The 22,051-nt window shown below is 69.0% G+C and carries 22 protein-coding genes; 6 read left to right on the forward strand and 16 right to left on the reverse strand.

Annotated features, from left to right (window positions below; translation table 11 throughout):
* The first annotated feature begins 8 nt into the window (after nucleotides 1–8).
* The 3 genes from speE (at nucleotide 9) to C3Y15_RS13100 (ending at nucleotide 2,201) form a co-directional block, all read left to right on the forward strand.
* On the forward strand, nucleotides 9–866 hold the full coding sequence (gene speE / locus C3Y15_RS13090; protein WP_011883249.1) for a polyamine aminopropyltransferase: 858 nt from the start codon (nucleotides 9–11) through the stop codon (nucleotides 864–866).
* A gap of 133 nt (nucleotides 867–999) precedes the next feature.
* Nucleotides 1,000–1,416, forward strand: coding sequence for a VOC family protein (locus C3Y15_RS13095; protein ID WP_011883248.1), 417 nt, complete (start codon nucleotides 1,000–1,002; stop codon nucleotides 1,414–1,416).
* A gap of 17 nt (nucleotides 1,417–1,433) precedes the next feature.
* Nucleotides 1,434–2,201: a 16S rRNA (uracil(1498)-N(3))-methyltransferase gene (locus C3Y15_RS13100; protein ID WP_011883247.1), complete on the forward strand. Its 768-nt coding sequence runs from the start codon at nucleotides 1,434–1,436 to the stop codon at nucleotides 2,199–2,201.
* 162 nt (nucleotides 2,202–2,363) lie between these two features.
* Here C3Y15_RS13100 and C3Y15_RS13105 read toward each other — a convergent pair whose 3' ends face one another.
* From C3Y15_RS13105 to C3Y15_RS13115, 3 genes are all read right to left on the reverse strand, one after another.
* Nucleotides 2,364–2,927, reverse strand: a complete 564-nt coding sequence (locus C3Y15_RS13105; RefSeq protein ID WP_011883246.1) for a barstar family protein — start codon at nucleotides 2,925–2,927, stop codon at nucleotides 2,364–2,366.
* A 16-nt stretch (nucleotides 2,928–2,943) separates the two neighbouring features.
* Nucleotides 2,944–3,375, reverse strand: coding sequence for a ribonuclease (locus C3Y15_RS13110; RefSeq protein WP_011883245.1), 432 nt, complete (start codon nucleotides 3,373–3,375; stop codon nucleotides 2,944–2,946).
* 376 nt (nucleotides 3,376–3,751) lie between these two features.
* Nucleotides 3,752–6,094 (reverse strand): NADP-dependent malic enzyme, encoded by a 2,343-nt coding sequence (locus C3Y15_RS13115; RefSeq protein WP_269152895.1) that lies wholly within the window; start codon nucleotides 6,092–6,094, stop codon nucleotides 3,752–3,754.
* Nucleotides 6,095–6,194: 100 nt separating this feature from the next.
* Between C3Y15_RS13115 and thiL the strand changes: the two genes are divergently transcribed.
* Genes thiL through C3Y15_RS13130 form a run of 3 tightly spaced genes read left to right on the forward strand, consistent with a single transcriptional unit; the run spans nucleotide 6,195 to nucleotide 8,296 of the window.
* On the forward strand, nucleotides 6,195–7,229 hold the full coding sequence (gene thiL / locus C3Y15_RS13120; protein ID WP_069246134.1) for a thiamine-phosphate kinase: 1,035 nt from the start codon (nucleotides 6,195–6,197) through the stop codon (nucleotides 7,227–7,229).
* Nucleotides 7,219–7,764: a phosphatidylglycerophosphatase A gene (locus C3Y15_RS13125; protein WP_034194167.1), complete on the forward strand. Its 546-nt coding sequence runs from the start codon at nucleotides 7,219–7,221 to the stop codon at nucleotides 7,762–7,764. The genes thiL and C3Y15_RS13125 overlap by 11 nt, the downstream gene beginning before the upstream one ends.
* Nucleotides 7,765–7,795: 31 nt before the next feature.
* Nucleotides 7,796–8,296, forward strand: a complete 501-nt coding sequence (locus C3Y15_RS13130; RefSeq protein WP_011883241.1) for a CinA family protein — start codon at nucleotides 7,796–7,798, stop codon at nucleotides 8,294–8,296.
* Between the two features lie 190 nt (nucleotides 8,297–8,486).
* On the opposite strand, the gene pyrF is transcribed toward C3Y15_RS13130, so the two are convergent.
* The 13 genes from pyrF to mtgA all read right to left on the reverse strand — a co-directional run bounded on the left by pyrF (nucleotide 8,487) and on the right by mtgA (nucleotide 22,041).
* The gene (pyrF, locus tag C3Y15_RS13135; RefSeq protein WP_011883240.1) at nucleotides 8,487–9,314 is read right to left on the reverse strand and encodes an orotidine-5'-phosphate decarboxylase; all 828 of its coding nucleotides are present in this window, start codon (nucleotides 9,312–9,314) and stop codon (nucleotides 8,487–8,489) included.
* A 39-nt stretch (nucleotides 9,315–9,353) separates the two neighbouring features.
* Nucleotides 9,354–10,415, reverse strand: coding sequence for an aldose 1-epimerase (locus C3Y15_RS13140; RefSeq protein WP_059740377.1), 1,062 nt, complete (start codon nucleotides 10,413–10,415; stop codon nucleotides 9,354–9,356).
* A gap of 73 nt (nucleotides 10,416–10,488) precedes the next feature.
* Entirely contained in the window at nucleotides 10,489–11,286 is a 798-nt protein-coding gene (locus C3Y15_RS13145; RefSeq protein ID WP_034194169.1) for an SDR family oxidoreductase, read from the reverse strand.
* A gap of 23 nt (nucleotides 11,287–11,309) precedes the next feature.
* Entirely contained in the window at nucleotides 11,310–12,326 is a 1,017-nt protein-coding gene (araH, locus tag C3Y15_RS13150) for an L-arabinose ABC transporter permease AraH (RefSeq protein WP_011883237.1), read from the reverse strand.
* 79 nt (nucleotides 12,327–12,405) lie between these two features.
* On the reverse strand, nucleotides 12,406–13,917 hold the full coding sequence (gene araG / locus C3Y15_RS13155) for an L-arabinose ABC transporter ATP-binding protein AraG (RefSeq protein ID WP_011883236.1): 1,512 nt from the start codon (nucleotides 13,915–13,917) through the stop codon (nucleotides 12,406–12,408).
* A 75-nt stretch (nucleotides 13,918–13,992) separates the two neighbouring features.
* Nucleotides 13,993–14,988: an arabinose ABC transporter substrate-binding protein gene (locus tag C3Y15_RS13160; RefSeq protein ID WP_011883235.1), complete on the reverse strand. Its 996-nt coding sequence runs from the start codon at nucleotides 14,986–14,988 to the stop codon at nucleotides 13,993–13,995.
* Nucleotides 14,989–15,099: 111 nt separating this feature from the next.
* A complete protein-coding gene (locus tag C3Y15_RS13165; RefSeq protein WP_069246367.1) occupies nucleotides 15,100–15,879 on the reverse strand; it encodes an SDR family oxidoreductase in 780 nt (259 codons plus the stop codon).
* Nucleotides 15,879–16,556 (reverse strand): 2-dehydro-3-deoxy-6-phosphogalactonate aldolase, encoded by a 678-nt coding sequence (locus tag C3Y15_RS13170; RefSeq protein WP_041493750.1) that lies wholly within the window; start codon nucleotides 16,554–16,556, stop codon nucleotides 15,879–15,881. Before C3Y15_RS13170 ends, C3Y15_RS13165 begins: the two co-directional genes overlap by 1 nt.
* A gap of 13 nt (nucleotides 16,557–16,569) precedes the next feature.
* Nucleotides 16,570–17,574 (reverse strand): 2-dehydro-3-deoxygalactonokinase, encoded by a 1,005-nt coding sequence (locus C3Y15_RS13175; RefSeq protein ID WP_014722422.1) that lies wholly within the window; start codon nucleotides 17,572–17,574, stop codon nucleotides 16,570–16,572.
* Nucleotides 17,571–18,470 carry an IclR family transcriptional regulator gene (locus tag C3Y15_RS13180; protein WP_011883231.1) on the reverse strand — a complete coding sequence of 300 codons (900 nt, stop codon included), beginning with the start codon at nucleotides 18,468–18,470 and terminating at the stop codon, nucleotides 17,571–17,573. The genes C3Y15_RS13175 and C3Y15_RS13180 overlap by 4 nt, the downstream gene beginning before the upstream one ends.
* A 333-nt stretch (nucleotides 18,471–18,803) precedes the next feature.
* Complete coding sequence (locus C3Y15_RS13190) at nucleotides 18,804–19,202, reverse strand: EF-hand domain-containing protein (protein WP_014722420.1); 399 nt, start codon at nucleotides 19,200–19,202, stop codon at nucleotides 18,804–18,806.
* Nucleotides 19,203–19,266: 64 nt separating this feature from the next.
* Nucleotides 19,267–20,877, reverse strand: a complete 1,611-nt coding sequence (locus C3Y15_RS13195) for a peptidase S10 (protein ID WP_011883228.1) — start codon at nucleotides 20,875–20,877, stop codon at nucleotides 19,267–19,269.
* A 426-nt stretch (nucleotides 20,878–21,303) separates the two neighbouring features.
* A complete protein-coding gene (mtgA, locus tag C3Y15_RS13200) occupies nucleotides 21,304–22,041 on the reverse strand; it encodes a monofunctional biosynthetic peptidoglycan transglycosylase (protein ID WP_014722419.1) in 738 nt (245 codons plus the stop codon).
* Nucleotides 22,042–22,051 lie beyond the last annotated feature (10 nt).

The following is a 22,051-nucleotide window of genomic DNA, read 5'->3' on the forward strand; positions in this document are numbered from 1 at the left end:
GCCCCCCCGTGAGCACGACCCTCCTTTTTCATCCCACGCCCGACGCCGCGTACGGCTTTCCCAACGCGCGACGGCTCGCGCACGTCGCCTCGCCGCACCAGCACATCGAAGTGTGGGACACCCCGCAGCTCGGCCGCCTGTTCACGCTCGACGGCCGGCCGATGACGTCGGTCGGCGACGAATACGTGTACCACGAGTGCATGACGCACCCGGCCGCGCTCGCGCATCCGTGCCCGAAGAAGGCGCTCGTGCTCGGCGGCGGCGACGGCGGCGCCGCGCGCCAGTTGCTCAAGCACGCGTGCATCGAGCGGATCGTCGTCGCCGAACTCGACGACGAAGTGGTCGGGATGGCGCGCCGCTATCTCGACGACGTGCACCAGGGCGCGCTCGACGATCCGCGCGTCGAGGTCGTGATCGGCGACGCCGCGCAGTTCGTCGCGTCGACCGTCGAGCATTTCGATCTCGTCGTGTTCGACCTCACGCCGCCCGACTCGCCGGCGGCCGGCCTCTATACGCGCGAGTTCTACGCGCGGCTCAAGCGGATCCTGACGCCGCGCGCCGCGCTGTCGATGCATCTGGGCTCGCCGCTGTTCCATGCGGCGCGCATCGCCGCGCTGCTCGACGATCTGCGCGCGAGCTTCGCGTTCGTCGACCCGCTGTCCGCGCACGTGCCGCTGTACGGCTCCCAATGGCTGATGGCGATCGCGAGCGACACGCTCGACGCGGCCGCGCTGTTCGCACACGACGTCGACGAGCGGCTCGCCGCCCGCCGCGTGCACGGATTGCGCTACTACGATGCGCGACTTCATGCGGCCCTCTTTGCCCTGCCGCGCGCGCTGCGCGATACACTGGGCGGGCGCCGCTGAGCTTGGCGCAACGCGTCGTGATGCCGGTTGATCGCGCGCTCGTCGGCGCGCAGCGGGCGGGCGCGGTAAACGCCCGTCGCGGCGGCCGCATGCGGCCGAACGCCCGCGCGACGACCTTTCCACAGGAGATTTGATGACCGATCCACGTCCGGCCAACGTGCCTTGGTTGACGCCTTATCTGGCCGTGCGCAACGCGCGCGCCGCCATCGACTTCTTCAAGGCCGCATTCGGTTTCGCGCTGCGCGACGTCCATGACGAGGACGGCGCGATCATGCACGTCGAGATGACCTATCACGATCAGTTGATCGTGATGTTCGCGCCCGAAGGCGCGTTCGGCTCGACCGCGCTCACGCCGAAGCATGCGAACGCGACCGCGCCGCAGTCGTTCTATCTGTACGTCGACGACGTCGACGCGACCTGGCAGCGCGCGCTCGATGCGGGCGCGAAGTCGCTGAGCGCGCCGCAGGACCAGTTCTGGGGCGACCGCTTCGCGCAGATCGAGGATCTCGACGGCTACCGCTGGGCACTCGCGTGCCGGGTGCGCCCATGAACGGAGCCGCAATCCAGATGAACGAGGCGACCACCACCGCGGCCGTGCCGCGCTTTTTCGTCGAAGCGACGCTGCGCGCCGGCGCGACGCTCGCGTTGCCGGCCGACGTCGCGCGTCACGCGCAGGTGCTGCGGCTGGAGCCCGGCGACGCGCTGGTGCTGTTCGACGGCAGCGGCGGACAGTACCGCGCGCAGCTCGTCGAGATCGACAAGCGCAACGCGCTTGCGCAGCTCGACGCGTTCGAGCCGGTCGAGGCCGAGCCGCCGTACCGCGTGACGCTCGCGCAAGGCATCGCCGGCGGCGACAAGATGGACTGGGTGATCGAGAAGGCCGTCGAACTCGGCGTCGCGGCGGTCGTGCCGCTGACGACGGCGCGCGGCGTCGTGAAGCTGTCGGGCGAGCGCGCGGACAAGCGCGTCGCGCACTGGCGCGGCGTCGTGCGCGCATCGTGCGAGCAGTGCGGGCGCAACCGCGTGCCCGAGGTCGCCGCGGTGCGCGGGTTCGGCGCGTGGCTCGACGCGCTGCCCGCGGCGCCGGCCGACGGCGAGTTGCGGCTGCTGCTGTCGCCGCGCGCGAGCATTCCGTTCGCGTCGCTGCCGGATCAGCCGCCCGCGGCTACGGTCACCCTGCTGATCGGGCCGGAAGGCGGGTTGTCGCCGGACGAGGAAAACGCGGCGCGTGCGCACGGCTTCACCGCGCTGTCGCTCGGCCCGCGCGTGCTGCGCACCGAAACGGCCGGCGCGGCCGTGCTCGCGGCGCTGGCCGCGCGCTGGGGCGGGTGGTGATGCGGCGGGCCGCCGCGCGTGGCAAGCGGCGGCCCCGAACTCTCGGCGAGTCGCATATCGAGCACCGGCTGCGCCCGGCCCGCGCGAGCGCGGACGCAAAAAAGCCCGCTCGACGCGGGCTTCCTGCAGGATGGGCCGCGTAGGCGGCCGCCGCACCTGCGCTTACGCGAACGAATAGAACACGCGGAACGCGACCTTGCGCTCGGCCCAGAACTCCGCGGCCTCGCGGAACACGTCGAGCAGCGTCTCGCGCCCTTCCTTGTCGAACTTCTGCGCGATCGGCAGCCCTTCGAGGACGATCACGAAACCGGGCTGTGCGCCGGCCTTCGCGACGAGGTCGGTCAGGCAGTCGTACAGCGCGTCGTAGTTCTTGCCGAAATGCTTTGGAAACAGAAACGACGTCGCGATCGTCTCCATCACTTCCTGCTTCGACTGCGCGGCGCCGCAATACGCATACAGGAAATGCTGGCCGAGCCGACCGGCTTCGTCGGCGAGATCCTGCACGCGGAACGCGCGGATCGACTGCACGAGATTGGGTCGGACGGTCGTGAAAAGGCTCATAGGCTCCTCGTTCGATGAAAGCCCGGGCTCGGCCGCCTGTTGCTCAGGCGCGCCGCCGGCCTGTGCCGCCGCGTGTAGTTGCATCACGCGCTGAAACAGATTGCCGTCGCCGGCCGCGAACAGTTCCGCCGCCGCCGTATCGTGCGCGTAGATGGAGTCGCTCATGCCGTTCATCCCGAAGTCATTCAACAATACGTTTAAAACTGTTGTAGTGGTCGTCTGTGTAATAACAGTTGTCGGTCCGGCGCAGCGGCCCGCCACAGACGATCCGACGCGCGCCGCGATTGCGCGCGCGCGGCGTCGGGACCGTGTACTCGTGGTAGTAGCCGCGCTTCGCCTTGGGCAGGATCCGTTCGCGATTGCCGAACACGACGCCGTCCTTCTCGTAAGGATAGGGGCCGCCGTCGGCGATCAGGCCAAGCGTGGTCACGGCCTCGCGCGGCAAACGCGCCGCGGGGACCGTATCGACCCCGGCTGCGGCCACGTCGGCCGAAGCGGCCTGCCGTGCGTATGCGGCGGAAACCAGACTGCCCGTCGGCGCGCCGACGATACCCATCGCAAACATCGCGAAGACGGACGCGAGCGCGCCGTTGCGGAGCCACTTGCGTGCCATGAACCAGGGTTCCCGCTGTTAAATCAAGTAGTTGACGACCAACCAAAGGCGTTAGCGTAGCGCTATTGTTCCCGCGAATCAATGTTCGTTTGGAAACCGAAAGCCCGATGCCCCGCCGCAACGGGCATTTTTTACCTAAATCACATCACTTTTATCTTTCATAGGATAAAATGGCGGCGGCATCTGTCACCTGGCGAGATCTGCCTCCTTGCCACGCTCATTACCCGGAGTGGAGAGATGCCGTTGTTGATTAGGGAAAGCGCCTTCGCGCGATACCCGACGGCGTGCCCGTTGCGGGCACGCCTCTTTTTGCCTTTGTTGACAATTTCATCTGCTGTGCCGCGCCGGTTCGACCGGGCGGCACCCGCGTGTTGGCTCAGCGCGACGCGTTCACGTCGGCGACCAGCAGCGCCGCCATGTTGACGATGCGGCGAACGGTCGCCGATTCGGTCAGCACGTGCACCGGCTGCGCGGCGCCCAGCAGGATCGGCCCGATCGCGATGTTGTTGCCGGCGGCCGTCTTCAACAGGTTGTACGCGATGTTCGCCGAATCGATGTTCGGCAGGATCAGCAGGTTCGCGTCGCCCTCGAGCGTCGATTCGGGCAGGATCTCCTTGCGCAGCGCCGCGTCGAGCGCGACGTCGCCGTGCATCTCGCCGTCGACCTTCAGCTCCGGCGCGCGTTCCTGCAGGATCGCGAGCGTATCGCGCATCTTCTGCGCTGACGGCGCGTTGCTCGTCCCGAAATTGGAGTGCGACAGCAGCGCGACCTTCGGCTCGATGCCGAACCGGCGCACTTCCTCGGCGGCCATGATCGTGATCTCGGCCAGCTCCTCCGGGGTCGGATCGACGTTCACGTGCGTGTCGACCAGGAAAATCTGGCGGCCCGGCAGCACGAGGCCGTTCATCGCCGCGTAGACGCTGCAGCCCGGGCGCTTGCCGATCACCTGGTCGATGAAGTGCAGGTGGCGGTGCGTGGTGCTGATCGTGCCGCAGATCATCCCGTCCGCTTCGCCCTTCTTCACCAGCATCGAGCCGATCAGCGTCGTGCGGCGGCGCATCTCGACACGCGCGAGCTGCTCGCTGATGCCCTTGCGCGCCATCATCTTGTAGTACGTCTGCCAGAAGTCGCGGTAGCGCTCGTCGTGCTCGGTGTTGACGACGGTGAAATCGGCGCCCGGCGTCAGGCGCAGCCCGTAGCGCTGGATACGGTGCTCGATCACCGACGGGCGGCCGATCAGGATCGGCTTCGCGAGCTTCTCGTCGACGATGATCTGAACCGCGCGCAACACGCGCTCTTCCTCGCCCTCCGCGAACACGACGCGCTTCTTCTCGCCGGGCGCGGCGCGCGCGATCTGGAAGATCGGCTTCATCGTCGTGCCGCTGTGATAGACGAACTGCTGCAGATGCTGCTTGTACGCCTCCATGTCCTCGATCGGGCGCGTCGCGACGCCGCCGTCCATCGCGGCCTGCGCGACGGCCGGCGCGATCTTGACGATCAGGCGCGGGTCGAACGGCTTCGGAATCAGGTATTCGGGGCCGAACGACAGATCCTGGATCCCGTACGCGGTCGCGACGATGTCGCTCTGCTCGTGCTGCGCAAGCTCGGCGATCGCATTGACCGCCGCAATCTCCATCTCGCGCGTGATCGTCGTCGCGCCGACGTCGAGCGCGCCGCGGAAGATGAACGGGAAGCACAGCACGTTGTTGACCTGGTTCGGATAGTCGGTGCGGCCCGTGGCCAGCACGGCGTCCGGACGCACTTCGAGCGCGAGTTCGGGCAGGATCTCGGGCGTCGGGTTCGCGAGCGCGAGGATCATCGGCCGTTCGGCCATGCCCTTCACCATCTCCTGCTTCAGCACGCCGCCGGCCGACAGGCCGAGGAAGATGTCGGCGCCTTCCATCACCTCGGCGAGCGTGCGTGCGTCGGTTTCGCGCGCGAACCGCTCCTTGTCCGGGTCCATCAGCTCGGCGCGGCCCTTGTACACCACGCCGGCCAGGTCGGTCACCGTGATGTTCTCGAGCGGCAGGCCGATGTCGACCAGCAGGTCGAGACACGCGAGCGCGGCCGCGCCGGCGCCCGACGCGACCAGCTTCACCTTCTTGATGTCCTTGCCGACGACCTTCAGGCCGTTCGTGACGGCCGCGGCCACGACGATCGCGGTGCCGTGCTGGTCGTCGTGGAACACCGGAATCTTCATCCGCTTGCGCGCTTCGCGCTCGACGATGAAGCAGTCGGGCGCCTTGATGTCCTCGAGGTTGATCCCGCCGAAGGTCGGCTCGAGCGCGGCGATCACGTCGACGAGCTTGTGCGGGTCCGACTCGTTCAGTTCGATGTCGAACACGTCGATGCCCGCGAACTTCTTGAACAGCACGGCCTTGCCTTCCATCACCGGCTTCGACGCGAGCGGGCCGATGTTGCCGAGCCCGAGCACGGCGGTGCCGTTCGTGACGACGCCGACCAGGTTGCTGCGCGCGGTGAAGCGCGCGGCGTTCAGCGGATTCTCGACGATCTCCTCGCACGCGAACGCGACGCCGGGCGAATACGCGAGCGCGAGGTCGCGCTGGTTGATCATCTGCTTGGTGGGGGCGATCGCGATTTTCCCGGGCGTCGGGAATTCGTGATAGTCGAGGGCGGCTTCGCGGAGCTTGGCTTTGGAGGAGGCTTGAGTCGACATGTGTCTCGTGGCGGGCGGATTAGAATGACTGTTCCACGGCATTGTAGCGCCAATCCAACCCCGTCAGACCGGCGTTTCGGGTGCAACAGCCGCGACAAAAATGGACTGAACGGTGCAGAAACGGCGCCGTTCGCCTCGTACAATGCCGTTCCTTTCACCGCTTCCGGGTCCGTCCGCCGTGCCAGCCGCCCTGTCCGAGTTTTCGCTGATCGATCGCTTCTTCGCGCGCCGCGCGGCCCGCGGCACCCGCACGTCGACGCTCGGCATCGGCGACGATTGCGCGCTGCTCGAGCCGCGTTCCGGAAAACTGCTGGCCATTTCGACCGACATGCTGGTGGAAGGCCGCCACTTCTTCCCCGACGTCGCGCCCGACGCGCTCGGTCACAAGACGCTCGCGGTCAATTTGTCCGACCTCGCCGCGATGGGCGCCGCGCCGCGCGCGTTCACGCTCGCGTGCGCGCTGCCGCGCGCGGATGCCGCGTGGCTCGACGCGTTCAGCCGCGGGCTGTTCGCGCTCGCCGACCGGTTCGGCTGCGAGCTGATCGGCGGCGACACGACGAGCGGGCCGCTGAACCTGTGCGTGACGGTGTTCGGCGAAGTGGCGCCGGACGCCGTGCTGCGGCGCGATGCCGCGCGCCCCGGCGACGACGTCTGGGTGTCCGGCACGCTCGGCGACGCGCGCGCGGGCCTCGGCATCGCACGCGGAGAATGGCGCGCCGGCGCCGACGACGCAGCGGCGTTCCGCCGCGCGCTCGAGCGTCCCGAGCCGCGCATTGCGCTCGGGCTCGCGCTCGCCGGCGTCGCGCATGCGGCGCTCGACATCTCGGACGGGCTCGCCGGCGATCTCCAGCACATCCTCACGCGCTCGAACGTGGGCGCGGACGTCGACGCCGATGCGGTGCCGCGCTCGGTGGCGCTCGCGGCGTTGCCGCCCGACGTGCAGCGGCGCTGCGCGCTCGCCGGCGGCGACGACTACGAGCTGTGCTTCACCGCGCCGCCCGCGGCCCGCGGGGCGGTCGAGGCAGCCGGCGCGAGCGCGGCGGTGCGGGTCACGCGAATCGGTACAATACGCGCGTTGTCTTCGCCGTCGGAGCGGCCCGCGATCGCGTGGCGCGACGCCGCCGGCGCGCCCCTCACCCTCACGTTGCACGGCTTCGACCACTTCGATGCACACTGATCCGACGCACGCGCAAGCCGAGGCAGCGCCCGGCGCCGCCCCGCTCGCCCCGCGGCGCGCGAGCGCGCGCTTCATGCTGTCGCACCCGGCGCACCTCGTGTCGCTCGGCTTCGGCAGCGGGCTCGCGCCGTTCCTGCCCGGCACGTTCGGCACGCTGTTCGGCTGGCTGACGTTCGTCGTGCTCAACCGCTATCTGACGGTGCCAGAATGGTGGGCGCTGATCGCGCTCGGCTTCGCCGCCGGCACCTGGCTGACCGGCTTCACCGCACGCAAGATGGGCAACGCCGATCCGGGCCCCGTCGTCTGGGATGAAATCGTCGCGATCTGGCTCGTGATGCTGTTCGTCACGCCGGCGACCTTCGTCGGCCAGCTGTGGGCGTTCGTCGTGTTTCGCCTGTTCGACATGTTGAAGCCGCCGCCGATCCGCTACTTCGACCGCCGCGTGAAAGGCGGGCTCGGCATCATGGTCGACGATCTGGTCGCCGCGTTCATGACGCTGCTCGTGATCGCGCTGTGGCGCTCGGTCGTCGGCTGACCGATTTCCCGACTCCCGTTTCCCGACGCGCATGCCAACCGATTCCGTCGTCCATCAGCTTGCGATCCGCGCAGGCAACAAACTGCGTGACGAGCACCTGTCGCTCGCCACCGCCGAGTCCTGCACGGGCGGCATGATCGCCGCCGCGATCACCGACATCTCCGGCAGCAGCCAGTGGTTCGAGCGCGGCTTCGTCACCTATTCGAACCAGGCCAAGAGCGAGATGATCGGCGTGCCGCCCGACCTGATCGAGAAGCACGGCGCGGTCAGCGAGCCGGTCGCCCGCGCGATGGCCGAAGGCGCGCTGCGCAACAGCCGCGCGCAGGTCGCGCTGTCGGTCACCGGCATCGCCGGGCCGGGCGGCGGCAGCGAGAAGAAGCCGGTCGGCACCGTGTCGTTCGCGTGGAGCAACCGGCTGCACACCGACGTCGAGACGCTCGTGTTCAAGGGCGACCGCGAGCAGATCCGCACGCAGGCGGCCGCGCATGCGCTGCGCGGGCTGTTGAAGCTGCTCGACGAACGCGAGGGCTGATCCGCCCGCCCCGCCCGCTTGCCGGATCGCGTCGTGCTTCACGACGATCCGGTTTCCGTCTGCCGTCTCACCGGCGTGCCGTCGTTAAGGATCGGTGACAAGCGCGATCGACGCGCGCAGTTCGCGGTCCACGAATGCGGCTGCGCACGCCGGCGCGGCGAGCGGCCGCCCGAACGGGCGGCCGGCAAGGTCAGCGATACGCGTTGATCGCGTCGCGCGTCTTCTGCGCGGCGAGCGCGGCGGCCTCGGCGAAATCCTCGTCACGGCTCGCGTACAGGATCGCGCGCGACGAGTTGATCATCATCCCGGTGCCGTCGGCGGTGCGGCCCGCGGTGACGGTCGCCTGCACGTCGCCGCCCTGCGCGCCGATGCCCGGAATCAGCAGCGGCATGTCGCCGACGATCCCGCGCACGACCTCGATCTCGTTCGGGAACGTCGCGCCGACCACGAGGCCGAGCTGGCCGTTCTTCGCGTTCCACTTGTTCGCGGCCAGATCGGCGACGACCTGGTACAGCGGCCGGCCATTGGTGTCGAGGAACTGCAGGTCGGAGCCGCCCGGGTTCGACGTGCGGCACAGCACGATCACGCCCTTGCCTTCATGCTCGAAGTACGGCTCGACCGAGTCGTAGCCCATGTACGGATTGACCGTGACCGCGTCCGCGCGATAGCGCTCGAACGCTTCGCGCGCGTACTGCTCGGCCGTGCTGCCGATGTCGCCGCGCTTCGCGTCGAGGATCACGGGCAGGCCCGGATGCTGCAGATGGATATGGGCGATCAGCCGCTCGAGCTGGTCTTCCGCGCGATGCGCGGCGAAGTACGCGATCTGCGGCTTGAACGCGCTCGCATACGGCGCGGTGGCGTCGACGATCTGCCGGCAGAATTCGAAGATCGCATCGGGCTGGCCGTCGAACTGCACGGGAAAGCGCGACGGCTCGGGATCGAGGCCGACGCACAGCAGCGAATTCGTGCGCTGCCACGCGGCGCGCAGCGATTCGATGAAAGTAAGCGGGGAAGACATGGCGGATACTCGCGGCAAACCGTTGGTAGACCGCGTATTTTACCCGCGTCGCCAGCGCGCTTCGCGCGCGGCCGCGTCGACCCGCGCATCGGTGCGCGCGACGGTGAACGAAAAGCGCCGCGTGAGCCGTTCGCCGGGCGCGAGCAGCGTCATCCCGTGCGCGGCCGCGCCGCCCGGCAGGTTCACCGCATTGATCGGATGATCGACCGGCTCGAAGCAGAAGAAATCCTCGCCGGGCGGCGTGTACAGCACATACGCGTCGACGTCGGCGGCGATCGTCAGCGACAGCGCGCGGCGCGGCCAGCCGATCGTCGCGTGGCCGCCCCAGCCGGTGAACGCGTGATTGACGAGCGTGGGCGGCAGCGGATACGCGACGCCGAACTGCCACGCGGGCGGCACGCTCACGTGCCGCACCGGCAGGAAATCGGCGCCCGACAGCCACAGTCCGCCGGCGGCGGCGGCCAGCTCGGTCGTGTCGTCGCGCACCACGAACGGATGCAGGCCGAGCCCGAACGGCAACCGCGCGCGTCCGGCGTTCTCGATCGACAGCGCGATCGACAGCGTCGCGTCGTCGAGCTCGAACGACTGGATCGCCCGGAACGCATACGGCGCGCCGCTCGCGCGGTCGAGCGACAGCTGCAGCGACGTGGCGGTCGCGTCGTCGACCTGCCACCGCGCGAGCCAGCCGTCGCCGTGAATCGGCAGCGGCTCGTCGCGCCGGTTGCGCGGCACCGTGATGCTGCGCCCGTCACATTCGAAGCGGCCGTTGCCGATCCGGTTCGAGTAAGGCAGCAGCGGATAGCACGCGAGCGCGTTCGGATCGGTCGCGCTATCCGGCTGCTCGCAACGGCGGAACACCGGCACCGCCACGCCGTGATCGCCGCGCCAGTCGAAGCGCGCGATGCCGCCGCCGAGATGCGGCAGCACGTCGAGCCGCAGCAACGCGTTCGACAGCGTGACGGCCGCCGCATGCGCGGCGCCGACGCCCTGCGCGAACGCGGCGGTCTGCGGGCCGGCGCTGACCGGCTGCGCGGCGGCAGCCAGGCGCGCGCGGCGCGTCTGGCTCGTGGACGACGATGCGCGCGAGGGCGTGGCAGTCATGTCGAACTCCTTTCCTTCGTCGATGAAACGATACGGCGCGCTCGCGCGGCGCCGTGCGAACGCGACATCGCAATCAGGCCCAGCCGCCGTCGACCACCACGTCCTGCGCGGTGATCATCCGGCTGTCGTCGGCCGCGAGAAACAGCGCCATGCGCGCGAGATCGTCCGGCAGCAATTCGGCGTCGATGCACTGGCCGGCCTTGATCGCCGCGCGGCCCGCGTCGTCGAGCCACAGCCTGCGCTGCTTGTCGGTCATCACCCAGCCGGGCACCAGCGAATTCACGCGGATCCCGAACGGCCCGAGATCGCGTGCGAGCCCGCGCGTGAGCCCCTGCACGGCCGCCTTCGCCATCACGTAGACGGGGTAGCCGCCGTTCTTGAGCATCCAGCTGATCGAGCCGAGATTGATGATCGCGCCGCCGCCCTGACGCTTCATGTCGTCGATCACGGCTTGCGCGGCGAAGAACTGGTGACGCAGGTTCACCGCGATGCCGGCGTCGAACGACGCGGGCGTCACGTCGGCGATCGCGTGGCGCGCATCGTTCGCCGCGTTGTTCACGAGCACGTCGATCGCGCCGAGCCGCGCGCGGATCGCGTCGATCGTGCCGCGCAGCGCGTCGATGTCGGTCAGGTCGCACGCGACGAACAGCGGCGCGTGGCGTACCTCGGGCTCGCCGGCGAGGCGTTCGGCCAGCGCCGCGCCGGCCGGCGCGTCGAGGTCGACGAACGCGACGCGCGCGCCCTGCCGCGCGAAGTGCTCGACGAACGACGCGCCGATGCCGGTCGCGCCGCCCGTGATCAGCACCGCGCGATCGGCGAGGCTCGGGTAGCGCGCATAGCGCGCGTGCTGCGCGGAAGTGTCGAGAGTCATGCGGATCGTCTCCGTGGAATCGGTCAGTCGCGTACGCCGCGGTTCTTCAGCTGGTCGAGCAGCACGGCCGCGAGCAGGATCGCGCCGCGCACCAGGTACTGATAGAACGCGTCGATGTTCAGCAGGTTCATCACGTTCTCGACCGTGCCCATGATCAGCACGCCGATCACGACGCCCGAGATCGTCGCGCGGCCGCCCATCAGCGACACGCCGCCGAGCACGCACGCGGAGATCACGTTCAGCTCGAAGCCCTGCGCGGCGTTCGGCTGGCCCGACGTGATGCGCGACGCGAGGATCACGCCCGCGAGCGCGGTCACCGCGCCCTGGATCAGGAAGATGTAGACGCGCGTGCGCTCGACGTTGATCCCGGCGAGGCGCGACGCCTCCGGGTTGCCGCCGATGGCGAGCGTGTTGCGGCCGTACACGGTCTGGTTCAGCAGCACGCCGAACACGATGAAGCACAGCAGCGTGACCCAGATCGGCAGCGACACACCGAACAGCGACAGCCCGCCCAGCGCGATGAAGGTATCCGACGACACGCCGACCGCCTGCCCCTTCGACACGATGAAGCCGAGCCCGCGCACGATCTCCATCGTCGCGAGCGTCGTGATCAGCGCGTTGATGCGCAGATACGCGATCACCGCGCCGTTCACGAAGCCGATCGCCGCGCCGGCCGCGACCGCCGCGACGATCGCGACCAGCGTGTTGTCGGTCGCGTTCAGCACCATCGCGCACAGCACGCCGGAGAACGCGACGGTCGAGCCGATCGACAAATCGAAGTCGCGCGACGCGAGACAGAACATCATCGTGCACGCGACCATCCCGATCTGCGAGATCGACAGCGCGAGGCCGAGCATGTTGTCGATCGAGAAGAAGTGATCGACCGTCAGCGACATCGTGATGAACATCACCGCGAAGATCGCGATCAGGCTGTATTCGGTGAGGTGCTGCCACCACTTCTGGCGATCGCTCTGCTGCGGCACCAGCGCGTCGGCCGACGGCTTCACGGCTGCGCTCGCGAGGTTTTCCCTGACTTGCATGGTTGTGTCTCCTGCTCCTGCTTCGCGCGGCCCGTGCCGCGCGTGATCGATTCGAATGTCCCGGCCGCGTGCGGCCGCCTCAGGCCGCCTGCGCGGCGCTCGTCTGCGGCAGCGCGAGGCTCAGCACCGCATGCTCGTTCGCGCGCTCGCGCGGCAGCTCGCCCGCGATGCGCCCTTCGCGCATCACGACGATGCGATCGGACACGCCCAGCACTTCGGGCAGCTCCGACGACACCATCACGATCGCGCAGCCGCGCTCCGCGAGCCGGTAGATCACGTCGTAGATCTCGTGCTTCGCGCCCACGTCGATGCCGCGCGTCGGCTCGTCGAGGATCACGACCTTCAGGTCGGGCTCCGCGAGCCAGCGCGACAGGATCGCCTTCTGCTGATTGCCGCCCGACAGGAAGCGGATCTTCTGCCGGCGGTTCGGCGTCTTGATCTTCAGCCGCTGGATGAAGCGGTCGGCCGTTTCGATTTCGGTCTTGCGGTCGATGAACAGCCCCGCGCGCAGCGAATGGCGGCGGCAGCTGATGTTGATGTTCTCCGCGACCGACGCCATCGCGATGATCCCTTCCTCCTTGCGGTCCTCCGGACACAGCACGATGCCGTGACGGATCGCGTCGCCGGTGCGCTTCACGTCGATGCGCCGGCCGTCGAGCGTCAGCACGCCCGCGCGCCGGCGGTCCGCGCCGTACACGAGCCGCATCAGCTCGCTGCGTCCCGCGCCCACCAGCCCGAAGAAGCCGACGATCTCGCCCGCGCGCACCGAGAAGCTCGCCGGCTCACGCAGCGCCGGGCCATCGACGCCTTCGGCCGAAAACCGCACGTCGCCGAGCGCGCGCGGCGCGTAGTGGTAGATGTCCGCGATCTCGCGCCCGACCATCTCGGCGACCAGCCGCTCGCGCGGCACGTCGGCAAGCGCTTGGTGCGACGCGATCTTGCGGCCGTCGCGGAAGATCGTGCACGCGTCGCACAGCCGGTAGATCTCGTCCATCCGGTGCGAGATGTAGATCAGCGCGCGGCCCTGCGCGCGCAGATCGTCGACGAGCTTGAACAGCACTTCCGTCTCGCGATGCGACAGCGAGCTGGTCGGTTCGTCGAGCGCGATCACGCGCGCGTTGCGCATCAGCGCCTTGCAGATCTCGACCATCTGGCGCTGCGCGATCGACAGCCGCCCGAGCTTCGCGTCGGGGTCGAGATCGACGCCCATCGCGGCGAGCCGCTCGCGCACGTGGCGCTTCGCGTCGCCCTTCTTCACCCAGCCGAGCGCGTTCGGCAGCCGGCCGAGCAGCAGGTTCTCCGCGACCGTCAGGTCGGGCACGTACTGCAGTTCCTGGTGAATCACCGCGATGCCGGCCGCGATCGACGCGGCCGCACTCGAAAAATGCACCGGCTGGCCGTCCACCAGCACGCTGCCCGCATCGGGCTGGTATTCGCCGCCGAGAATCTTCAGCAGCGTCGACTTGCCCGCGCCGTTCTCGCCCATCAGGCCATGCACCTCGCCCGCATGCACGTCGAACGAGATGCCGTCGAGTGCGCGCACGCCGGGAAATACCTTGCCGATATTGTCAAAACGCAGTGCCGCTGACACGTCGTCTCCCCACTTCCAGATCGATCGATCGCCGGCCGCCGCATCGCCGCGGCGGCCGGCATCCCGCTTGCTCGCTTACTTCGACGCGAGCCCCATCTCCTCGCGCACCTTCGCCACGTTCTCGCGCGTCGCGAGCATGCCCGTCGTCAGCGTGAGCGGCGGCGGCGCCTTGCCCTGCGTGATCCACGCGTACATCAGCTCCGAGGTTTCCTCGCCGTGGCGCTTCGGGCTGATGATCACGGTGCCGTAGAAGCCGGTCGGCTGCGGCTTCTTGAACTCGTTCAGCGCCGACTCCGAGCCGCCGATGCCGATCCCGATCATGTTGTCGGCCTTGAAGCCGCGCCCTTCGGCCGCGCGCACCGCGCCGAGCACGGCCTCGTCGTTCAGGCCGTAGGCGACCCAGTGCTTGAACTGCGGGTTCTTGGTGAGCGCGATGTTCGCCGCGTTGAACGCGTTCTCGGTGTCGGTCTTCGCCTGCGGCGCGGCGATCACGTTGGCCTTCGGGAAGCCGGCGGCGACCAGCGCGTCGGTCGCGCCGCTCGTGCGGTCGTGCGCAGTCGGCAGCTGCTCGTAGGTGATGTCGATCGCGCCGACTTCCTTCATGTTCCAGCCGCGCTTCTTGATCTCCGCCGCGATGCCGTCGCCGACCTGCTTGCCGATGTTGTACGCGGAGATGCCCATGTGCGGCACCGATTCGATCGGCTTGCCCGCGCCGTCGACGAGGCGGTCGTCGACCGTCATCATCTTCAGGTTGTGCGACTTCGCCTTGGCGACGATGCCCGGCCCGAGCTTCACGTCGGGCGTGCAGATGATGAAGCCCTGCGCCTTCTGCGCGGACAGGTTGTCGATCGCGCTCATCACCTTCTCGCCCGACGGCGCGCCGATCTTCACGAGTGTGAAGCCGCGGTCCTTGGCGGCGATCTCGGCGAACTTCCATTCGTCCTGGAACCACGGCTCTTCCGGCTGCTTCACGAGGAAGCCGATCTTGACCGGATCGGCCGCCTGCGCGAGCGGGCTGCCGATCACCACCGCGGCCGCCGCGGCCAGTGTTACGAAGGTTCTGCGTTTCATGTCCAGTGTCTCCTTGTCTTCATCGAACGGGATGCAGCCGCTTGTTGGTTTCGACGCAGCGTGCGCGCGGCCGTCGCACGTGCGGTCTTTCGAATCGTTACGTCAGGCGCCTCAGTCGTGGTACAGCGCCGCGCGCCCGCCGTCGACGGTGATGCACGTGGCATTGATGAACGGCGCCTCGTCGGACGCGAGGAACACGGCCGTCATCGCGACTTCGTCCGGCTGGCCGATGCGCTTCATCGGCTGCAGCGCGAGCGTCTGCGCGCGTGCCGCCGCCGGGTCGTCCTGCGCCTCCCACCAGTCGCGGGTGAGCTGCGTGTCGATGTAGCCGGGCGCGATCGCGTTCACCCGCACGTTGTGCGCCGCGTATTCGATGCCGAGCGCACGCGTGAGCCCGAGCACGCCGTGTTTCGCGACCGGGTACGGAAAGCAGCCCGGAATGATGCTGAACGCATGCGTCGACGCGATGTTCACGATGCAGCCGCGGCCACGTTCGACCATGCCCGGCAGCGCCGCGCGGCAGCCGTGCCACACGCCGTCGAGGTCGACCGCGAAGCAGCGGCGCCAGTCGTCGTCGCTCATCGTCAGCGGATCGGCGAACACGTTGATGCCCGCGTTGTTCACCAGCACGTCGAGCGGGCCGAATTCGGCTTCGATGCGCGCCAGCGCAGCGCGCATCGAGTCCTGGCGCGTGACGTCCGCATGCAGCGCGAGCACGCGCGCGCCGTCGACCTCGGCGGCGATCGCGGCGGCGGTGCGCTGCGCGTGCTCGACGTCGACGTCGAGCAGCGCGACGCACGCGCCCTCGCGCGCGAACGCATGCGCGATCGCCGCGCCGATGCCGCGTGCCGCGCCCGTCACCGCGGCGACCTTGCCGGCCAGCCGCGCCATCATGCGGCTCCGCCGCGCGCCGCGCGCAGGCCGGCCTGGAACGCGCGCGCGTTCGCGGCCGTCGCGTCCGCCGTCTGGCCCGGCCGATACAGCGCCGAGCCGAGCCCGAAGCCGTTCGCGCCGGCCGCCAGGAACGGCTGCATGTTGTCCGGCGTGACGCCGCCGACCGGAATCAGCGGCACCGCGCGGTCGATCACCGCGCGCCACGCCTTCACGACCGGCACGCCGAGCTGCTCGGCCGGGAACATCTTCAATACGTCGGCGCCGTTGGCGAGCGCGGCGAACGCCTCGGTCGGCGTCGCGACGCCCGGCGCGCTGGCGAGGTCCAGCTCGCGCGCGCGGCGGATCACGGCGGCGTCCGAGTGCGGCATCACGATCAGCGCGCCGCCCGCGTCGCGCACGCGCTCGACGAATTCGGCGCGCAGCACGGTGCCTGCGCCGACGATCATGTCGTCGGGCAACGCGCGGCGCAGCGCGGCGATGCTGGCGAACGGTTCGGGCGAATTGAGCGGCACCTCGACGATCCGGAAGCCGGCTTCATGCAGCGCGAGCCCGTGATCGACGGCTTCCGCGGGCGTGATGCCGCGCATGATGGCGATCAGCGGACACGCGTCGAACGCATGCATCAAGGCGGGGTGCGGCGTGTACGGTGCGGGCAGCGTGAGGTCGGACGGCATGGACGGTTCCTCTTCAATCGGTTCGTTGGTCGGCGCGCACCAGCCCGGCGCGCGCGGCGATCCACCACAGGCCGCGTTCGGTCGCCTGCGCGACGACGCGCGCATGGGTGCAGCCGAACCCGCGCAGCGCATCGACGTAGCGGGCGCACAAGCCGTCGTCGCCGATCAGCAGCAGCGGCTGGTTCGCGAGCGCGACGCCGCGCTCCGCGAGCATCGCGGCGAGCGCATTCAGTTCATGGCCGATCAACAGGCCGGACAGGTAATCGCCCTGCGCATCGGGCGCGAGCCGCCCGGTCAGGCCGAGCGTGCGCGTGCTGAAGACGGTCGCGAGCAGCCCCGTGTGCCGCGCGCCGCGCGCGACCGCGACGCCGCGCTCGAACGCCGCGCGGTCGGACGACGCGCTCGCGCGCATGGTGCGGCCGAGGATCGTGTGATCGCGCAGCGCCGCGTACAGCTCGCCGGTCATGAAGGTCTGGAAGCGCTCGATCAGCCCGTCCTTCACCCACGCCCACTTCGCATGCGTGCCCGGCAGCCCGATCAGTACGCCTGAACGATCGGCATCAAGCAATGGATCGTTCGCGAGTGCGCCGAAGATCTGGGTTTCCTCGCCGCGCATCACGTCCGGCAGTTCGCCCGTCGCGATCACGCCCGGCACGATCGCCACCGTCGTGCCGCGCGCGGTGCTTACCGTGACGAGACCGGCGACGAGCGCATCGGCGCCGGCCGGCACCGCGACGTACGGCGCCTCGCGCCAGCCCTGCGCGCTGCCGACCATCCCGGCGGCCAGCACCGGCACGCCGGGCGCGCGGTCGAGCCAGTCGCCGCACGCCTCTTCGAACACGTCGTCGAACGCGCGCGCGCCGTCGGCGGGCACGTGCATCACGCCTGCCGCGCGGCTGCGCGTGTCGATGAGCGCGCCGTGCGCGTCGAACAGATAGGCGCGCAGCGACGTCGTGCCCCAGTCGAGCGCGATCAGCGACGGTGCGGCGTCCGGAGCGGTCCCGGTCGAATTGGTCATCGTTTGATCCTGCGGGTACCCTGCGGCGGGCTCCAGCCCAGCTCCGCGGAAATGGCTCGCGCTTCGCGCTGCACGAGCGGAATCAGTTCGTCCATCCGGTCGTGCGGCATGTACGGAATCGTGCTGGCAACCGACACGGCCGCCACGATCGCGCCCGATGCATCGCGGATCGGCGCGGCCACGCAGCGGATCGACGCCTCGTTTTCCTCGAGGTCGAACGTGTAGCCGCCGGCCGCGTAGTGCGCCATGCGCTGCAGGAACGCGCTCGTCTCCGGCCGGTTGTCCGGCTTGAAATTCACGCCGGCCAGCGCGCGCCGCGCGGCTTCGAACAGCGAGCGCCACAGGTCCGGGTCGAGGTCGAGCATCATCGCCTTGCCGATGCCGGTCGACGCGAGCGGCATCCGGTGGCCGACGCGCGAACGCATTTCCAGCCCGCGCGTGCCGGGGATCTTGTCGATGTACAGCACGTCGTCGCCGTCGCGCACGCCGAGATGGATCGTGTCGAGCGTCGCTTCGGCGAGCGCTTCGAGATGCGGGCGCGCGACCGCCGTCAGCGGCATCTGCTCGAGGGCGATCGTGCCGAGCTCGATCAGCTTCGGCCCGAGCAGATAGCCGCCCTGCACCTGACGCAGGTAGCGCGCCTGCACGAGGCTGCTGACGAGACGGTGCGTCGTGCTGCGCGTCGTGCCGAGCGCGGCGCCGATCGAACGCATGTCGCGCGCGCCGTTCGCGATCGCTTCGAGGATCGCGAGGCCGCGCAGCAGCGTCTGCGTGCCGGCCTGCTGCGCGGCGAGGTCGAGCGGCGTGCTGGTCGCGCCGATGCTGTCGGTCAGCGGCGCATCGTCCGGCGTCGCGCGCCGGGCGTCGAGAGCAAGGGTGTCGGGCATGTTGGTCATGGAGCGGGCTTCGTCAACGGAATCGGTGAAGCCGCCGTCGCGACGCGCAAGCGAGCGCGGGCGTCGCGGCGACGCGGCAGTCGATGCACCGAGGAAAGCGCCCGGCGAAGGTCATGGAAGGTGTCTCCGTATGCGTCGGGCGCCGCGCGGTGCGTGGGTCCGAAGCTGTCGATGTGCTTCGGATTGTAGGAGCGCACGCACTCGTCTCCAATATTTGAATGCGTTGTCCAGATAATGAGAAGTACGCGCCGCCGTGCTGCCGGCGGCGCGATGCGCACGGGGGCGGAGCCCGCGCACCGCAGGCTCCGCCCCCGTTGTTCGCCTGCGCCGCGCTTACTGCTGGCTCGTGCTGCGCGCCTGCATGTAGCGCTGCACGTCGGCGAACGACACGCGGCCGCTGCCGCTCGCATCGATCTGCCGGAAGTGGTTCGCGACGTAGCCGAGGCCGGCCGCGCGCGCCTGCGCTTCGGTGATCGAACCGTTGTTCTGCGTGTCGGCCGCGCCGAACTGCCGCGCGAGCTTGCGCACGACCTGCGCGTGCAGCGCGGCGCCGGTGGTCTGCGTGCCGGCGGTCGGCTTGCGCGCGGCCGGCGGCACGTACGGATCGCCGAGCTGCGCCTGGCGGGCCCGCGCGGGCGCGGCGGCGTCGCCGGCCTGCGCGAATGCGGCAGCGGTTGCTGACGCCGCCGCGCATGCGAGCGCGACGGCCACCACGAGGAAACGTTTGTTCATGTCAGGCTCCAGTCTGGAATGAGGTCGTCGACGGCCGGCGCCGTGCGCCGGCCCGCACATCGCATCAGTGCGCGGCCGCGCCGTAGAAAGTCACGAGGTCGGCTTTCTCCTGCGGACGCGACGTGTCGTCGAGATAGACCATGTGCCCGCCCTGATAGTCCTTGATCGTCAGGTTCGGTTGCGTGCCGAGCCGCGCGAGGTCGAGCTCGGTCTGATAGAACGGCGTCGCGATGTCGTGATAGCCGTTCAGCGACAGCACCTTCAGCGACGGATTCAGCGTCAGCGCAGTCGCGAGATCGGGAATCGTGTCGGGCATCGCGAGGCCGTCGTGCGTCCAGTCCCACGTCTGGATCGCGTCGCTGCTCACCGAATACGCGGACTGCGCGCTGTACTTCAGCACGTTCGGCAGGTAGCTGCCGATCGTGTCGGTGAACGGCTTCGTGATGAAGGTGCTCGACGGATCGCCGTCCGCCGCGAGCGGACTCGACGACGGCACGTTCACGCGCGCGTCGTAGCGGCCGATCAGCGTGCCCGGGATCAGCGACACCTGGAAGCTGTTGTCGAAGAAGGTCGGCACCACGTTGAAGTCCGCGTTCCACAGCGCCTGCTTGACGCCGGTAGCATTGACCATCGTCGTGACGAGCGACGACGGCGGCGGCGTATGGCTCGCGAGATACGCGTTCACCGCGGGCGCGTAGCTGCCGGCGGCGAGCAGGCGCATCTGGTCCGCGTACTGCGGCAGGTTCGACGGGTTCGGATTGTCGAGCTGGTAGTACGCGCCGACGGTGCCGTAGGACGGCACGAAGCCCGCGCAGCTCACCGGGCTCGCGCCGTTGTTCGAGTTGCCGACATAGTCGCTCGCCATGTCGCAGTTGGTGTTGTAGTTCAGGATCGACGACTGCAGCACGATGCCGTCGAGCTTCACGCCGGCCGTCTCGAGCAGGTTCGCGAGCACGTCGGTGCGCGGCGTACCGTACGACTCGCCGAACAGGTATTTCGGCGAAGCGTTGCGCTGGTTCACCGTGAGGTAGCGCGTGACGAAGTCGCGGAATGCGCCGGCGTCCTGATCGACGCCCCAGAACGTCTGGTTCGTGTTCGGCGCGATCGCCTCCGAGAAGCCGGTGCCGATCGCGTCGACGAACACGAGGTCGGTGGTGTCGAGCAGGCTCTCCGCGTTGTCGACGAACGGAAAGCTCGACGTGTTCGCGTTCGGATCGCCGGTCTGAATCCGCTTCGGGCCGAACGAGCCGAGATGCAGCCACACCGATGCGGAGCCGGGGCCGCCGTTGTACAGGAACGTGACCGGACGCTTCGCGGCGGGCTGGTTGTCGGCGGTGTAGGCGACGTAGAAGAACGACGCTTCGGGCGCGCCCGTCTGCGGATTGCGGGCGACGAGGTGACCGGCGCTGGCCGTGTAGCGGATGGTCTGGCCGTTCAGCGTGATCTGGTGATGGGTGACGGCGGCCTTTTCGACCGCGGCGGATGCGTCGAGCGACGCGCTCGCGCTGGACGAATAGCTGTTCGGATCGTTGTACGGCTGGTCCGTCTGGGCGGCGGGATCGGCCGAACTGGCGGCGCCTGCTGCGGCCGACGACGTCACGTCGTCGTTGCAGGCCGTCAGAATCAGCGAAGAGAACACGACCCCCAACAACAGCTTCGCTTTGCTCGCTGGCATCGTTGCTTTCCTTCTCTCGAATGTTTTTTGTGTCGAGCAGCCCGGTAAGCCGCCCCCCGCCTCGCTTGCGGCCGATGAGCCGAGGCGCTGGCCAATATACGCGAGCGTTCCGGCTTTGAAAAATTTGGAAATATTCGCCTGAAGTTCGGTGCGGCGCACACCTTTCATCAACGCTTCGATTACCGAACTGTCCGATTTCGTGCAGCTTTCAACGGCGTTCGCGCTGCGGACAAACTAGGAGAGGCGCACGGATTGCGTGCGACGCCCGCAACGAACGTCGCGGTGCGGAGGAGATTGCTCGGAAAAGCGAAATAGACGGATTCGTCTAACGGATTGCGCCCGGCCTACCGGCGGCCTGCTTGCGCTGCGCCGCAGCATCGGCGCATGAACGCCATGAGCGGCGCTGCGGCGGCGCGAGCGCGCCGCTTACTGCGATTGCGGCAGCTCGGCCGCGCCCATCCGGCGCGCGATGATTGCGGCGCGCTGCGCCTGATAGGCCGAGCCGCGATGCGCGTCGAACCAGCGCGGCTTCGGCAGCATCACCGCGAGGCGCGCCGACTGCCACGCGCCGAGCCGGCTCGCGGGGATCCGGTAGTAGTAACGGGCGGCGGCCTCGGCGCCGTAGACGCCGCGGCCCCATTCGACCGAATTCAGGTAGATCTCGAAGATGCGCTCCTTGTCGAGCACCGTTTCGAGCATCCACGTGATGATCAGCTCCTGCCCCTTGCGGATGTAGCTCTTCTCGCGCGACAGGAACAGATTGCGCGCGAGCTGCTGCGTGATCGTCGAGCCGCCGGCGACGATGTGGCCGCGCGCCTTGTTCTTCTCCCACGCCTGCAGGATCGCGTCGACGTCGTAACCGTTGTTGGTCGCGAAGGTCGCGTCCTCCGATGCGATCAGTGCGCGCTTCAGGTTGCGCGAGATCTGGTCGTACGGCACCCATTGATGCTGGATCTGCGCAGGCGGCTTGTCGTGCGACAGCCACCATGCGTCGGTGCGCATGAACGCGGTCGAACCGGGGTTGATGAACGACCACAGCGCGATCTGCACCAGATAGAACAGCTGCGTCGCGAGCCACGCGCCGGCGAATACCGAGCCCGCATAGACGATCCAGCGGGCCAGGCCCACCGTGCGCGTGCGCTGCGTACCGCTTGCCGCCACCATCTGCCGCGCC

It is taken from the genome of Burkholderia sp. B10, from assembly GCF_004368385.1.
GTDB classification, from domain to species: domain Bacteria; phylum Pseudomonadota; class Gammaproteobacteria; order Burkholderiales; family Burkholderiaceae; genus Burkholderia; species Burkholderia vietnamiensis.

What these genes read in the sequence shown, in the direction of transcription:
- C3Y15_RS13195 (WP_011883228.1), bottom strand. Translation starts at nt 20,877, where the DNA reads ATGCCAGCGAGCAAAGCGAAGCTGTTGTTGGGGGTCGTGTTCTCTTCG.
- thiL (WP_069246134.1), top strand. Translation starts at nt 6,195, where the DNA reads ATGCCGTTCCTTTCACCGCTTCCGGGTCCGTCCGCCGTGCCAGCCGCC.
- C3Y15_RS13175 (WP_014722422.1), bottom strand. Translation starts at nt 17,574, where the DNA reads ATGACCAATTCGACCGGGACCGCTCCGGACGCCGCACCGTCGCTGATC.
- C3Y15_RS13125 (WP_034194167.1), top strand. Translation starts at nt 7,219, where the DNA reads ATGCACACTGATCCGACGCACGCGCAAGCCGAGGCAGCGCCCGGCGCC.
- C3Y15_RS13100 (WP_011883247.1), top strand. Translation starts at nt 1,434, where the DNA reads ATGAACGAGGCGACCACCACCGCGGCCGTGCCGCGCTTTTTCGTCGAA.
- C3Y15_RS13160 (WP_011883235.1), bottom strand. Translation starts at nt 14,988, where the DNA reads ATGAAACGCAGAACCTTCGTAACACTGGCCGCGGCGGCCGCGGTGGTG.
- pyrF (WP_011883240.1), bottom strand. Translation starts at nt 9,314, where the DNA reads ATGTCTTCCCCGCTTACTTTCATCGAATCGCTGCGCGCCGCGTGGCAG.
- C3Y15_RS13130 (WP_011883241.1), top strand. Translation starts at nt 7,796, where the DNA reads ATGCCAACCGATTCCGTCGTCCATCAGCTTGCGATCCGCGCAGGCAAC.
- C3Y15_RS13170 (WP_041493750.1), bottom strand. Translation starts at nt 16,556, where the DNA reads ATGCCGTCCGACCTCACGCTGCCCGCACCGTACACGCCGCACCCCGCC.
- C3Y15_RS13105 (WP_011883246.1), bottom strand. Translation starts at nt 2,927, where the DNA reads ATGAGCGACTCCATCTACGCGCACGATACGGCGGCGGCGGAACTGTTC.
- araH (WP_011883237.1), bottom strand. Translation starts at nt 12,326, where the DNA reads ATGCAAGTCAGGGAAAACCTCGCGAGCGCAGCCGTGAAGCCGTCGGCC.
- C3Y15_RS13145 (WP_034194169.1), bottom strand. Translation starts at nt 11,286, where the DNA reads ATGACTCTCGACACTTCCGCGCAGCACGCGCGCTATGCGCGCTACCCG.
- C3Y15_RS13190 (WP_014722420.1), bottom strand. Translation starts at nt 19,202, where the DNA reads ATGAACAAACGTTTCCTCGTGGTGGCCGTCGCGCTCGCATGCGCGGCG.
- C3Y15_RS13095 (WP_011883248.1), top strand. Translation starts at nt 1,000, where the DNA reads ATGACCGATCCACGTCCGGCCAACGTGCCTTGGTTGACGCCTTATCTG.
- C3Y15_RS13140 (WP_059740377.1), bottom strand. Translation starts at nt 10,415, where the DNA reads ATGACTGCCACGCCCTCGCGCGCATCGTCGTCCACGAGCCAGACGCGC.
- C3Y15_RS13110 (WP_011883245.1), bottom strand. Translation starts at nt 3,375, where the DNA reads ATGGCACGCAAGTGGCTCCGCAACGGCGCGCTCGCGTCCGTCTTCGCG.
- C3Y15_RS13165 (WP_069246367.1), bottom strand. Translation starts at nt 15,879, where the DNA reads ATGGCGCGGCTGGCCGGCAAGGTCGCCGCGGTGACGGGCGCGGCACGC.
- mtgA (WP_014722419.1), bottom strand. Translation starts at nt 22,041, where the DNA reads ATGGTGGCGGCAAGCGGTACGCAGCGCACGCGCACGGTGGGCCTGGCC.
- C3Y15_RS13180 (WP_011883231.1), bottom strand. Translation starts at nt 18,470, where the DNA reads ATGACCAACATGCCCGACACCCTTGCTCTCGACGCCCGGCGCGCGACG.
- C3Y15_RS13115 (WP_269152895.1), bottom strand. Translation starts at nt 6,094, where the DNA reads ATGCCGTGGAACAGTCATTCTAATCCGCCCGCCACGAGACACATGTCG.